This window comes from Campylobacter sp. RKI_CA19_01128, assembly GCF_025771175.1.
Taxonomy (GTDB): domain Bacteria; phylum Campylobacterota; class Campylobacteria; order Campylobacterales; family Campylobacteraceae; genus Campylobacter_D.
In genome coordinates this window covers 237938-252347 of sequence record NZ_JAKMPU010000001.1, presented here as the reverse complement: position 1 = coordinate 252347, position 14410 = coordinate 237938, and the positions used below count along the sequence as shown (strand labels likewise).

At 30.5% G+C, this 14410-nt stretch carries 13 protein-coding genes; 3 read left to right on the top strand and 10 right to left on the bottom strand.

Features of this window, described 5'->3' with window-relative positions; all coding sequences use genetic code 11:
* The first annotated feature begins 6 nt into the window (after window positions 1-6).
* From flgK to L8U98_RS01315, 3 genes are read left to right on the top strand one after another with little or no spacing between them, the layout of a single operon-like run.
* Window positions 7-1836 carry a flagellar hook-associated protein FlgK gene (gene flgK, locus L8U98_RS01325; RefSeq protein WP_263724590.1) on the top strand — a complete coding sequence of 610 codons (1830 nt, stop codon included), beginning with the start codon at window positions 7-9 and terminating at the stop codon, window positions 1834-1836.
* Window positions 1836-2585: a TIGR02757 family protein gene (locus tag L8U98_RS01320; protein ID WP_257403646.1), complete on the top strand. Its 750-nt coding sequence runs from the start codon at window positions 1836-1838 to the stop codon at window positions 2583-2585. Before flgK ends, L8U98_RS01320 begins: the two co-directional genes overlap by 1 nt.
* Window positions 2570-3322, top strand: a complete 753-nt coding sequence (locus L8U98_RS01315; RefSeq protein WP_263724591.1) for a TSUP family transporter — start codon at window positions 2570-2572, stop codon at window positions 3320-3322. The genes L8U98_RS01320 and L8U98_RS01315 overlap by 16 nt, the downstream gene beginning before the upstream one ends.
* Here the strand turns inward: L8U98_RS01315 and L8U98_RS01310 are convergent.
* From L8U98_RS01310 to rplM, 10 genes are all read right to left on the bottom strand, one after another.
* Window positions 3319-4479, bottom strand: a complete 1161-nt coding sequence (locus L8U98_RS01310; RefSeq protein ID WP_263724592.1) for a type II secretion system F family protein — start codon at window positions 4477-4479, stop codon at window positions 3319-3321. The genes L8U98_RS01315 and L8U98_RS01310 overlap by 4 nt on opposite strands.
* Window positions 4476-5990 carry a GspE/PulE family protein gene (locus L8U98_RS01305; protein WP_263724593.1) on the bottom strand — a complete coding sequence of 505 codons (1515 nt, stop codon included), beginning with the start codon at window positions 5988-5990 and terminating at the stop codon, window positions 4476-4478. Before L8U98_RS01305 ends, L8U98_RS01310 begins: the two co-directional genes overlap by 4 nt.
* Window positions 5983-6312, bottom strand: a complete 330-nt coding sequence (locus L8U98_RS01300) for a hypothetical protein (protein ID WP_263678566.1) — start codon at window positions 6310-6312, stop codon at window positions 5983-5985. The genes L8U98_RS01305 and L8U98_RS01300 overlap by 8 nt, the downstream gene beginning before the upstream one ends.
* Window positions 6293-7684: a pilus (MSHA type) biogenesis protein MshL gene (mshL, locus tag L8U98_RS01295; RefSeq protein WP_263702492.1), complete on the bottom strand. Its 1392-nt coding sequence runs from the start codon at window positions 7682-7684 to the stop codon at window positions 6293-6295. Before mshL ends, L8U98_RS01300 begins: the two co-directional genes overlap by 20 nt.
* Window positions 7656-7916 (bottom strand): hypothetical protein, encoded by a 261-nt coding sequence (locus tag L8U98_RS01290; RefSeq protein WP_263663819.1) that lies wholly within the window; start codon window positions 7914-7916, stop codon window positions 7656-7658. Before L8U98_RS01290 ends, mshL begins: the two co-directional genes overlap by 29 nt.
* A 66-nt stretch (window positions 7917-7982) precedes the next feature.
* The gene (gene nifJ / locus L8U98_RS01285; protein WP_263724595.1) at window positions 7983-11537 is read right to left on the bottom strand and encodes a pyruvate:ferredoxin (flavodoxin) oxidoreductase; all 3555 of its coding nucleotides are present in this window, start codon (window positions 11535-11537) and stop codon (window positions 7983-7985) included.
* 117 nt (window positions 11538-11654) lie between these two features.
* A complete protein-coding gene (locus L8U98_RS01280) occupies window positions 11655-12299 on the bottom strand; it encodes an HAD family hydrolase (protein WP_263724596.1) in 645 nt (214 codons plus the stop codon).
* Window positions 12300-12302: 3 nt separating this feature from the next.
* Window positions 12303-13289 carry an OmpA family protein gene (locus L8U98_RS01275; protein WP_263724597.1) on the bottom strand — a complete coding sequence of 329 codons (987 nt, stop codon included), beginning with the start codon at window positions 13287-13289 and terminating at the stop codon, window positions 12303-12305.
* Between the two features lie 250 nt (window positions 13290-13539).
* Window positions 13540-13929: a 30S ribosomal protein S9 gene (rpsI, locus tag L8U98_RS01270; RefSeq protein ID WP_039617655.1), complete on the bottom strand. Its 390-nt coding sequence runs from the start codon at window positions 13927-13929 to the stop codon at window positions 13540-13542.
* Window positions 13930-13931: 2 nt separating this feature from the next.
* Window positions 13932-14357: a 50S ribosomal protein L13 gene (gene rplM, locus L8U98_RS01265; protein WP_039617653.1), complete on the bottom strand. Its 426-nt coding sequence runs from the start codon at window positions 14355-14357 to the stop codon at window positions 13932-13934.
* Window positions 14358-14410: the final 53 nt, after the last annotated feature.

Sequence of the window (14410 nt, the reverse complement as noted above, 5' to 3'; positions counted from 1 at the left end):
TAAGTCATGGGAATTTTTGATAGCTTATATACCGGAGTTAGTGGCATAAGAGCTGCTGAGCTTCAAATTAACACAACAGGCAATAATATTGCCAATGCAGACGCGGTATTTTACACTAGACAAAGAGCTGTACAAAGCTCGGGTATGTCTCTTGATAGAGGTGGTTTACACTTAGGAACAGGTACACAAATTGATACCATAAAACGATTGCACGATGAGCACTCTTATTATGAGTTAAAAAATGCCACTACTCAACAAAATTATACAAATTATTTAGGACAAATTTTACAAGAAGCAAGCCAAAGATTTCCTGATATGCAAGGAACTGGTATTTTACAAGATTATAAAAATTATTATGATGCATGGAATAATTTTGCTTCTAATCCAAGTGATGGAGCAAGTAAAATAGATCTTGTTAATAGTGCAAATACATTAACTCAAAACATACAAAAAACCCTACAAGATCTTAGCAAAATGCAACAAACTATCAACGAGCAAATCAGACAAACTGTAGATGAGATCAATAATATTGGTCAAGAAATTGCAAATATCAACAAACAACTTGAAAACGAAGAAGTTTTACCTACTGATAATGCTAATCAATTAAGAGATAGAAGAGATGAACTTGAACTTAGACTTTCAAAATTAGTTGATGCAGTAGCTTGGAAAGGGAAAAGCTCTCAAGATAGCACCCTAGAATCTACTATGACTGATTCTGGAAGATATTATGATTTAAGTATTCAAGGTTTTAGCATAGTCAATGGCTCTAGCTTTCATCCTTTAAAATTAGATGATAATAATCCTAATGGATTTTATCAAATTTATTATGAAGTAAATGATGAAAACCGCTATGATTTAACTAGTAAAATTTCAGGTGGACAACTTGGAGCTCAGCTTGACCTTAGAGGTAGAAACTATGATGGCAATCACGATACTTACAGCGATGGAAAATTGCAAGAGTATAAAGATATGCTCAATACCTTTACAAAAACACTTATAACTCAAACTAATAATGTCTATGCTCAAGCGGCAACTGATAAAGTAAATTCGGATGATTTAAAAAGCTTAAAACCTGATACTTCTTTAATGAGTTATGATAAAAATATCCAAGCAGGAAGCTTTGACATCACAATTTATGATGAAGAAGGCAATGCAGTAGCTACTAGAACTATAAAAATTGATGTTAATACCACCATAGAAGATGTTGTTAAGCAAATCAATGCGGATATAGATGACAACCATGATGGAAAACCTGGTAATGATTTAAATGATTATTTTCAAGCCTTTTATCATTATGATGGACAAAGTGATAGCGGAAATTTCCAAATCAATGGCTTAAAAAAGGGTTATAAAATAGCTTTTAAAGACAATGGTACAAATTTCCCAGGTGCTTTAAATGTATCTTCGTTTTTTAATGGTCAAGATGCAAGCAATATCAATGTAAATTCAAGCATTAGAAATGATCCAAATAGCTTAAAAGCAAGCTCAAATGGAGTTGATGGAAACAATGATGTAGCCAATGCTATGTTGCAACTTCAAAATCAAAAAGTAAATTTTTATAATAAAGATGGTACAGTTGATACTATGTCTTTAGATGGATATTATAGAAAATTTACAGGTCAAATTGCTTCAGATGCTGAAAGCAATGGTTTTGCGCATGCAACTAATATGACGGTATTTAATACAGCCTATGCAGAATATCAATCAAAAAGTGGCGTAAATACTAACGAAGAATTAGCAGCGCTTATACAATATCAAGCAAGTTATGGTGCTGCAGCTAAAATCGTAACTACTGTTGATCAAATGCTTGAAACCTTACTTGGTTTAAAATCTTAATGCAAATTAAAGCTCTTTTAGATGAGGCTATTTTAAGTAAAAATACTCAAAAAGAGCTTTTCTCTCATCCTGATCCTTTACAAATTGCAAGTGTTTATAAAGATGAAACCATAGCTTTGCTTTGCGCTTTATTTGCTTATGGAAATGCTAAAAATATTGTAAATTTTTTAAAAAAACTTGATTTTTCCTTGCTTGAAAGAAATGATGAGATTATTAAAAAAGAATGCAAAGATCTAAAATACCGCTTTCAAAACTCTCAAGATATAGCTCAAATTTTTATCACACTTAAACGCTTAAAAAATGAAGATAGTATAGAAAATATTTTCACTAAAACTTATCAAAAAGAGCAAAACATCACACATGCAATAAAAGCTTTTATAGAAACAATTTATAAACTTAATCCTTATAAAAGCTATGGTTATGAGTTTTTCTTTTCAAAAGAATTTAAAACTCCAAAAGGTCCTTTAAAAAGATACAATATGTATCTTAGGTGGATGGTAAGAAAAGATGAGCTTGATTTGGGTTTGTTTAAAAATATCGATAAAAAAGATTTACTTATACCCTTAGACACCCATACTCATAAAGTTTCATTAAAACTTAAGCTTTTAAAGCGTAAGATTTATGATTTCAAAAGTGTTTTAGAGCTTACTCAAAGTCTTAAAAAATTTGATCCACAAGATCCTATAAAATATGATTTTGCTCTATATAGAATCGGACAAAACAAGGAAAGCTTATGGAGCTTGAATTAACTTATTATGTGATTTTATTTTTTGTTGCTGCTTTTGCAGGCTGTGTTGATGCGATTGTAGGTGGTGGTGGACTTATTACTATACCTGCTTTATTTGCTTGCGGGATCCCTCCTCATTTAGCCCTAGCTACCAATAAACTTCAAAGCACTTTTGGCTCACTTACTGCGGTTTTATCTTATAGAAAACATATGAATATAGAAAAAATTGCTTTAGGTATTTTATTTACCGCAATTGGAGCTGTTATTGGTACTTATGCAGTTTTACTAATAGATCAAAACGCTGTTAAAATCATTGTGCTAATATGCCTAGCTTTAGTTTTTCTTTATACTATTTTTAAGCCTAATTTAGGAAATGTTCATAATGAAGCAAAAATGAGTACCACAAGCTTTCAAGTCACTTTTGGTTTATTGCTTGGCTTTTATGATGGCTTTTTAGGGCCTGGAACTGGGTCTTTTTGGATTTTTGCTTGTGTAATATTTCTTGGTTTTAGTATGAAAAATGCAAGCATTAATACTAAAATCTTAAATTTCACTAGCAATGTAGTGGCTTTAGGGGTGTTTTTATACTCTTATGAAGTACTTTGGAAAGTTGGTATTTTAATGGGTATAGGCCAAGTCTTAGGTGCCTTTGTAGGCTCAAAACTAGTCTTAAAAACACAAGGAACTTTTATCAAAAAACTCTTTTTAACTATGGTTGCTTTAACTATAGCTAAGGTTGCTTATGATTATCTTGCTTAAATTCCTTGACTAATTTGCCACATAGGTAAAAATACACCCAAAGCTAAAACTAAAATCAAACTCGCCATAAAAATTGTCATCAAAGGCTCTAAAACACTTAAAAGTCTTTGAGTGTAATTTTCTTTTTTATGTTCATAAAATAAAGCAAGCTCATAAGTACTCTCATCTAGTTTAGAACTTTTTAAAGCTAAATTTAACATTCTTATCGCAAAAGATTCAAAAAGCTTTATTTTGAAAAAAGCTTGACCTAAATCAAGTCCTGATTCAAATGAGGTCTTTATAATAAACATTTTGTTTTTAAAAAATTGATTTTCTATACCTTCACAAGCAAGCTCAAAAGCTCTTTTTATATCCACCCCTGCTTTCAATAAATAAGAAAAAATCAAGAAAAAACAAAATTTATCTTGATAAAATATTATCTTTCCAAAAATGGGAGAATAAAAAAGAATTTTATGAAAAAACAAATACTTTCTAAAAGAGTAAGCAAGCATTATAAAAAATCCCATACCTAATAAAATAAATACATAAAAATGTTTAAAAAAATCTCCTAAAACAAAAAGAATTTGAGTGATTTTTGGCAAATCTAGTTCAAGTTGCAAAAATAAAGTTTTAAATTCAGGCAAAACCAAAATCATCAGTACAAAAAAAGCTAAAATAATACATGTAAAAACAAAAAGTGGATAAGTTATAGACTTTTTAAACTGCTTAAAACTATGAAGGTTTTTCTCTTTTAGATTAATGATAATCTCAAAAGCCCTATATAAATCCTCCTTACCGTCACAAATTTTTAAAACAGCACATTCTCTAGAATTTAAAACACCTCTAAAAGCTTCATTATAAGAGCTTCCATTTTTGAGTTTATTATAAATCACACTAAATGTTTTAGCTATATGCGCATCATGATTTGATCTTGCAAATTCTAAAATAGCTTCTTGTAAGCTTAATCCTGCTTTTAAAATCATACTTAAATCTTTAAGGATAAAAATAAGCTCTTCTTCTTTAATTTTATGTTTTGTTGTCCCAAAGTATTCTTCAACACTAATTATATTTTCAAATGATTTTTGTGCAAGATTTCTGGCTTCATATAGATTTTTGGCTTTAATTATACTTTGCTTTTGCTCTTTGTTTAAAGCATAAAAAATAATAAATTTTTTCAAAAACCAATCTTTCTTAGCTCATCTACACTTGTTAAACCAAGCTTAACTTTTTCCAAAGCATCCATACCTAAAGTTAAAAAGCCTTTTTTTAAAGCATATGTTAAAATATTTTCATAATTTGCATTATTTTCTATCATACTTTTTAAATTATGGTCTAAAAATAAAAACTCAGCCACCATTAAACGCCCTTTATATCCACTATACATACACTTAGCACAACCCTTTGCTTTATAAAATTTTCCTTCAAAAACTTGATTTTGAAAATGAAATTTTTCATCGTTAGCTACTTTACATTCACATAATTTTCTTACCAAACGTTGGGCTATGATCAAATTAAGCGCATAGGCTATTAAATACTCTTTTGCACCCATGTGTTTCATTCTAAAAATAGCTTCTATAGCACCATTAGTATGCAAGGTGCTTAAAACTAAATGTCCACTTAAAGAAGCTTTTAAAACTATATCCAAACTCTCCTCATCTCTGATTTCACCCACCATAATCACATCAGGATCTTGCCTTAAAACCGCTCTTAAAGCTTTGTGAAAATCAAAACCAGTTTTAGAATTTAACAAAATTTGCTGAGCATGTTTAAGTTTATATTCTATAGGATCTTCTAGAGTAATGATTTTTTTATTTTGATCAAGCTCGTTTAAAATAGCATGCATAAAAGTGCTTTTACCACTCCCCGTTGGCCCGCAAAATAAAATCAAACCATAAGGTGCGTTCATGTATTTTTTCAAATAGATTAAATTTTCTTCTTTAATAAAAAGTCTATCAAGTTTTAAAACATGCTCATCTTGTTTTAAAATCCTAACCACCACACTTTGCCCAAATAACAAAGGCATAATTGAAATTCTAAAGTCATACTTTTGCTCTAAAATTATCTTAGAAAAACTCCCATCTTGAGCTTGTCTTTGTTCGGCTACATTAAGCAAGGCAATGATTTTTATATGCATTAATAAAGCCTGATAAGAATCCACATCAAGACTATGGATATATTTTAATTCTCCATCTATTCTAAATCTTATCAAAACTTCATTTTCCAAAGGCTCCAAGTGAATATCACTTGCTCTTAAAAAACAAGCATAAGTTAAAATTAAATTCAAAAACTGCTCTAATAAAAACTCATCTTTATTTTCATCACTTTTTAAATTAAGCTCTAATTTATCAAGATAGTTTTGAAAGCAAATTAAAAATTTAATCCTTTCTAGTAAGAATTTAAATTGTGTAAAATCACAAAGAAAAATTTTAATAACCTTTAAGCGGTATAAATTTTGTATTTTTTCTAAAATACTCTCATCTAAAGGTTTTAAAGAAGCTATATGAATATTTTCATCATCTTCATAAAAACAAAAAATATTATATTGTTCTATTAAAGAAAAAGGCAGAACATGGAGATATTTTTCTATTTTAAGAGTTTGATTTAAGTCTAAAATTTCTAATTTATACTCTAAAGCCAATTCTTGCAAAGAAAGTTCATTTAAAGCTTTTATTGTTTTTGCATCATTCAAAATAATTTCCTAAAAGTTTTTCATACTCTTCTTTAGCTCTTAAAGCATCTTCATGCTTTCCAAGTTTTAATTTAGCATTGATAAAAACTAGCCATGCTTCTTTTTCCAACAACTCAAATTCATTTGCCTCAATAGCCCAAAAAACAGCCTTTTGATAATCTTTTATTTGATAAAAATATTTAGCCAAATTTAAAGCATTTTCATAACTTGGATGATTAATAAATTTTTCATAGAATACATTTTGCTCAAAACTTTCATTTTGAATATTCATTGCATTTAAAAAAGACAAACAAATTAAAAAATTAAAACATATCATCTTCATGTTCAAAACCTAATTCTTTCAAACTTAATACTTTTTTATCAGCTCTTATTAAACTTGGCTTGATGATAAAAACTATTTCACTAATATCTTCTAAATTTTGCTTTCCTTGAAATAAAGCACCAAAAAGTGGTATTTTAGATAAAGCACTTACTTCATTATGGTTACTAATCGTATTTTTACTAATCAATCCACCCAAAATTAAAGTTTGTCCATCATCAACTTCAACTACAGTAGAAAGCTTTTTTTGTATAGTATCTGGTGCTATATTTCTTGGTTTATTTTGTCTATGATTATCAACACTATATTTAAAATCACTCAAACTAGGATTAATCCTAAGCATGATTTTATGATCATCTGAAATTTCTGGCAAAATATTTAGTAAAATTCCTACAAAAATAGAATAATTATTATAAGTTTCACTAATAGTTGTACCATTTTCAGTACCCTTAGAGCTTTCTTTTACTTGATAATTAATCGTATCACCTATGGAAATAATAGCTTGCTGATTATTAAGTGCCATAAGTTTTGGGTTAGAAAGTACAGTAGTTTTGCCATTTTCTTGTAATAAATTTAAAATAGCCTTAGTTTCAACATTAGCTTTAAGATTAATATTTTTAACACCGCCTTTATTGATTATAAAATCATTATCATCTCCATTAAGTTTAAAAGCAAGCTCTTGCCAATTAATCCCGCTTGAATGACTTTTATTTAAATGTACTGCAACTATACTTACATCAATTAAAACTTGTTTTTTAAGTCTTTTATTTAAATCTTTTAAATATTTTTCAACCCTTGTAAGCTCATACAAAGTAGCATTTAAAGTGATAATCCCTGCATTAGTATTAATAATAGGCTTAGTTGTATTTTCATCTAATAAAGCTTGTATTTCTTCTGAAATTTTTTCCCAAAAATCAAATTTATCCGTGCTAATGACCAAATTATCTGCTTCTTTAGCACTATCATAATCGCCCTGTTTAGGTCTTGAATCCACTGAAGCTTTGGTAATACTTTGCCCTTCTCTAATAGAGCTTATATAATGCACTTTAAAAGTTTTAACTTGTCTTCCATAAATTTTTAAAATATTTTTTTCATACTCATAAGCAAGATTATTTTCCATCAATAAAAGTTTAAAAATTTCTCTTAAAGACATTTTTCTTATGTGCAAATAATTTTGAGTATGATTTAACTTTTCTCTAGCTAATGAATCTTTTATTATAATACTAAAACCACATTCTCTACCAAGTTCATTTAAAATTTCAATCAAAGAAGTTTTATTTTCTACACTTATATCAAAAAAGCGTTGATGACACTGTGAAGCAAAAACATTTGTAAAAGTTAAGATGCTAATAAATAAAAATATTATTTTTTTCATACAATTTTAAAACCATGATTTTTTCTTCCTTTATCAATACAACTTGAGAATTTTTAATCTCAACAATCTTAAAACCTTCAATATCATCATTTAAAGCATACCATTTATCATTAATCTTAACTTTATTAGAAATGATAGCTTGCAAAGAAAAATCAGATTTTATATTTGTAGTCTTTTGAAAAAAAGGATCTTGAATCAAAGAAAAATCAATATTACTGCAATCTTGATTCAAAAATGGGTACTTAGTACCAAAAGCGCTAAGCACCCATAAACTCACAAGTAAAAATCGAAGCAAATTTTAATTTTCATTACTAAAATCAGCACTTGCTAGACGTTTAAGTTGTCTATAACGGCGTTGTGCTTCTGCTTTATTTTTTTCAAATAATTCTTTTGCTTGCTCAGGATTTGATTTTTTCAAAGAATTATAACGCACTTCATTCATTAAAAAGCTTTCATACAAATCCCAATCAGGCTCTTTAGAAGAAATTGTTAAAGGATTTTTACCTTCTGCTTCTAAACGTGGATCATAAATATAAGTTGGCCAATATCCACATTTTGTGGCAAGTTCTGCTTGATTTCCTGAATTTCCAAGCCCACCTTTAATACCATGAGCTATACAAGGAGAATAAGCAATAATCAAAGAAGGTCCATCATAAGCTTCTGCTGCTATTATTGCTTTTAACAATTGCGCATAATTTGCATTAGAATTTACTTGAGCTACAAAAATATAACCATAAGTCATAGCAATTTGACCTAGATCTTTTTTCTGCACTGGCTTACCTGCTGCAGCAAATTGAGCTACTGAACCTGTTCTTGAAGATTTTGAGCTTTGACCTCCAGTATTAGAATATACTTCAGTATCAAGCACTAAAATATTTACATTTTCACCACTTGCTAAAACATGATCAAGCCCACCATAACCTATATCATAAGCCCAACCATCACCACCAAAAATCCAATGTGATTTTTTACTTAAATAGCTTTTCAGTTCTAAAATATCATTTACAGTTTTAATCTGTTTATTTTCTTCTAGCAATGGCACTAACTTATCTCTTAGCTCTAAAGAAGCTTTAGAATCTTCTTTATTTGCAATCCATTCTTTATATAATGCAGAAAGCGCATTAGGAACTTCTTGCATACTTTCATTCATGATTTGCTCAATTTTATGTCTTGTTGTTTCAGTTGCTATTTTCATACCAAGACCAAATTCAGCATTATCTTCAAATAAAGAATTACCCCAAGCTGGTCCATGACCATTTTTATTACTTTTTCTATATGGAGTTGAAGGAGCTGAACCACCATAAATAGAACTACAACCTGTCGCATTAGCGATAATCATTCTTTCACCAAACAATCTAGTGATTAAAGTGATATAAGGAGTTTCTCCACACCCTGGGCATGCTCCATGGAATTCAAATAAAGGTTGAGCAAATTGAATACCTTTTGCATTTTCTCTATTTAAGATATTATCTTTATAGCTTACTTTTTTGAATAAATAATCTGCATTTTCCTGCTCACCATGATCAAGCTCTTCACCTAGTGGAACCATTACTAAAGATTTTTCTTTAGTTGGACACTCATGCACACAAAGCTCACAACCTGTACAATCAAGTGGCGAAACTTGAATTTTGAAATTTAATTTTTGCTCTTTTACGCCTTTTGCATTTAAACTATGTTCTTTTACACCTGCTGGAGCATTGTTTAATTCTTCTTCATCAATCAAGAAAGGTCTAATAACCGCATGCGGACACACTGAAGCACATTGATTACACTGAATACAATTAGTTTCTATCCATCTTGGCACCATAACACCAACGCCTCTTTTTTCATACTCAGTAGTACCATGCTCAAAACTACCATCTTCATAACCCAAAAATGCTGAAACTGGTAAATCATCTCCCTTGGCTGCATTCATAGGTTTTGCGATTTTTTCAACAAATTCAGTGCCTTTATAGGCTATAGTTTCTTCTTTAACTTCATCAGCTAAATTTGCCCAAGAAGGATCAATATCAACTTTTACAAGTCCATCTGCACCCACATCAATAGCTTTGTAATTCATCTCAACTATAGCATCACCTTTTTTGCTATATGATTTATAAGCTAATTCTTTCATATATTTTTGCGCATCTTCAAAAGGAATGATATTAGCAAGCTTGAAAAACGCTGATTGCATAATTGTATTTGTTCTACTACCTAGTCCTATTTCTCTAGCAAGTTTTGTAGCATTAATAATATAAAAATTAATTTCTTTTTGCGCTAAAACCCTTTTTACTGCATTTGGAATCTTCTTAATAGTCTCTTGCGCACTCCAAATACTATTTAAAAGGAAAGTTCCACCTTTTCTAATGCCTGCTAAAACATCATAAATTTCTAAATAAGCAGCCACTGAACACGCTACAAAATGCGGTGTAGAAACTAGATAAGTTGAAGTGATAGGTTTTTTAGAAAATCTTAAATGGCTTCTTGTATAACCACCCGATTTTTTAGAATCATAAGCAAAATAAGCTTGTGCATAAAAGTCTGTTTTATCCCCTATAATTTTAATAGAGTTTTTATTCGCCCCTACAGTACCATCAGCACCAAGTCCATAGAATAGGCACTCTATAGTACTCTCATCACCCAAAGAAATTTTTTCTCCCACAGGCAATGAAGTAAAGGTCACATCATCATTAATTCCTATGGTAAAACCATCTTTTGGGTTTGCTTGATTTAAGTTTTCAAAAACCGCTAGAAGTTGAGCAGGATCAACATCTTTTGAAGAAAGTCCATATCTACCACCAACGATTAAAGGTGCTTTTTCTTTTCCATAATATGCGCTTTTCAAATCTAAATAAAGTGGCTCACCTAAACTACCTGGCTCTTTAGTTCTATCTAATACAGCAATTTTTTCAACACTTTGAGGCATTACATCAAATAAATATTTTAAACTAAATGGTCTATATAAATGAACTTTTAAAACCCCTACTTTTTCGCCTTTACTGTTTAGATGATCTACAACTTCTTTTAAAGCTTCAGTCACTGAACCCATTGCTACTACAATGCGTGTTGCATTTTTATCCCCATAATATACAAAAGGCTTGTATTCTCTTCCTGTAATTTTTGAAATTTCTTGCATATATTCATTAACAATGTCAGGAATAGCTTCATAATATTTATTTGCCAACTCTCTTGTTTGAAAATAAATATCATCATTTTGAGCTGTACCTCTTGTTTTTGGATTTTCTGGATTTAGACAGGAATTTCTAAACTCCATCAAAGCTTCACGGTCAAGCAAACGATCAAAATGCGCATAATCCATTACTTCAATTTTTTGGATTTCATGGCTTGTTCTAAAACCATCAAAAAAATGCATAAAAGGTACTCTACCTTTAATAGCTGCTAAGTGTGCAACACCTGCTAAATCCATACTTTCTTGCACAGAATGTGAGCAAAGCATAGCAAAGCCTGTTTGTCTTGCAGCATAAACATCTTGATGATCTCCAAAAATAGATAATGCTTGAGAAGCTAAAGCCCTAGCTGCCACATGGATAACCCCAGGTAAAAGCTGACCTGCGATTTTATACATATTTGGTATTTTTAGTAAAAGCCCTTGAGAGGCAGTATAAGTAGTAGTTAAAGCGCCAGCTTGCAAAGAACCATGAACCGTCCCTGCCGCTCCTGCTTCACTTTGCATCTCTACAACTTTAACCGGCACTCCAAAAAGGTTTTTTTTACCTTGAGAAGCCCATATATCAGTATAATCTGCCATTGGTGAACTTGGGGTAATAGGATAAATTCCGGCAACTTCTGTAAATGCATAAGCTGCATAAGCTGCTGCTTCATTACCATCCATTGTTTTCATTATTTTACTCATCTAATTATCCTTATAATTAAAATAATTACTTAAAATCAATAGCTACTTTATCTTGAATTGTCTTAAACAATGATAAAAAATTTTTATTATTTATGAGTATGGGGTTTGAGTGTGAAATTATCGGATATTTTTTATGTGCTCTATTGCCTCATAAGTATTTTTAAAAAGTGGAATTTTAAATTTAGCTAAACTTTCTTTGCTTTCATAACCACTACTTACTGCTATGGGTTTAATACCCGCATTACAAGCTGCTTGGATATCTAAATGAGTATCTCCAATCATAAATGCATCTTCTTTACCTTTAGATAATTTTTCTAAAGCTAATAAAATAGGTTCAGCATTTGGTTTTGGGTGAGTTACATCATCTCTACCTATAATGACTTTAAAGTATTTTCCTATCCCTAAATGATCTAGCAAAGGTTTGGAAAATTTAGAACTTTTAGTCGTTACAACAGCTAAATCAGCAAACAAACTAGCCTCATATACACTTTCTTTTGCCAAAGAAAGCAAAGAAGTTTGCTCTATATAGATTTTTTGATATACGCTTCTATAAGCATTAATATACTCACTTGTTTTTTCTTTTGGCACTCCAAGTTTTTCAAAAGCTACATCTAAAGGAAAACCTATTAAAGCTTTAATGGCCTCATGATCTCTTAAAGGCTCACTAAAAGCTTTAAAAGCAGCATCAAAACCATCTAAAATGGCACTTGTAGAGTCTATCAAAGTACCATCTAAGTCAAACAAAATTGTCTTTTTTAACAAAGTTTATTCTTTAATGAAAAATTTTGCTTCCACGCGTCTATTTTGCGCACGGCCTTCTTTAGTATCATTGCTTACTTTTGGCTTTTCAAAACCATAGCCCTTAGTTGCAATTTTTTCTTTAGCAACACCTGATTTTTCAAGTTCTTTCGCAACTGCCTTAGCACGCTCTAATGATAATTTTTGATTATAAGCTTTAGTTCCTGTACTATCTGTGTGACCTTCTAAAATAGTATAATATTGTGGGTTTTCTTCTAAAACCTTACCTACTTCTTGGATTTTTTGTGCAAATTCAGGGTTTATAGTGATTTGATCAAAACCAAAATGTCCTTCAAGCGCTATTGTTTTTTCACAACCTATATGATCAAGTAAAGCACCTTTTCTTGGTTCTGGACATGATTTATCAATTTGTTTTGTTTGCGGTTTTTCTTCGATTTGTTTAGTTGCAGTTTGAGGAGTTTTTGGAGCTTTATTACCAAAATAAAAACTCAAGCCAACACTAGAAATCAAATTATGTTCACCATTATTGAATTTAATTTGATCTCTTGCTTCAAGTCTTAAAGCTAAGTCTTCGCCAAGTGCAAATTTAAAACCTGCACCATATTGAGCAAACATACCACTTTTATTTTCATAAGCTCCATGACTCAAATACTCATAACCTGTTCCCAACAAACCATATAAATATACATGATTAGCCAGATCAATTCCCTTAATAGCATTTACATAAAATCTTGAAACACTAGTATCTGTATGTGTATTATCGTTTGGATTATTATATTTTGCATTGTCATAATACTCTAAGCCAAGTTCAGCCTGATCTAGCCATAAATCATCATAATGATAACCAAATCTCAATCCCACTCCACCATAATTTTTAAGATCTAAATTTCCTTCTGGAGTTGTGTAGTTAAAGGTTGGAGTGATTTCTATTTTGCTAGTATCAAAAGCAAACAAAGCACTAACTAAACTAACCAGTCCTATGATTTTTTTCATCGTCTATCCTTAAAAATGAAAATAAATGGGGTATTATATAAAATGAAGATTAAAATAAAATAAGCCCCTTTTGGGTAAGGGGCTTAAATTTACTACAAAAAGGAGGTTTCCCTGATCGGACTTTGAAATTATAAAAGTTTATTATAAATAAAAAATCCTATAATTTTAAACAAAACTAAAATATATGAAAAAATATGTTTTTTTTAAAAAATGAAAGAAAAAATGGATCCAAAAATGGATCCAAAAAAGATTAACGTTTAGAGAATTGTGGGCTTCTTCTTGCTTTTCTGCGACCGTATTTTTTACGCTCAACAGTTCTACTATCTCTAGTAAGAAGTCCTTTTGGTTTTAATAATGCTCTAAAATCTGCATCCATAGCAGCTAAAGCTCTTGAAATACCATGTCTTAAAGCTTCAGCTTGAGCGCTGTATCCACCGCCTAAAGTTGTTGCTTTAATATCCATAGAAGTTTCTTGCTTAGTTACTAATAAAGGCTGAACTACTTTTAATTTTATAGCTTCATGTCCGCCAAGCCAAGTGTTTAAATCCATACCGTTAACGATGATTTTACCACTACCAGCTTTTACCCAAACTTTAGCTACAGCGGTTTTTCTTTTACCTGTTGCGTATGTTGTTGCCATGATTATTTTCCTTTATTAGCAATTTGAGCAGTATGAGGATGTTCGCTACCTGCATAAATTTTTAATTTTTTTAGCATAGCTCTACCTAGGTTTGTTTTAGGTAGCATACCACGAACTGCTAATTTATATAATTTAACTGGATTTTTTTCTAATAAATCACCAAATTTCTCACTTTTTACACTTCCAAAATACCCTGAATGTCTGTGGTATAATTTATCTTCTGCTTTATTTGCACCTGTGAAAACTGCTTTAGAAGCATTGATAATGATTACATAATCTCCACAATCAACATTTGGAGTATAGCAAGGTTTATTTTTACCTCTTAAAATAGTCGCTACTTCTGTTAAAAGACGACCAAAACGCTTTCCTTCAGCGTCTAAAACGATCCATTCGCGTTTTACTTCGTTTGGCTTTGTTATCTTTGTCATCATCTTACCTTTGCCAAAAATTTTTTAAAAATGAGATTATAATTATTTTAGCT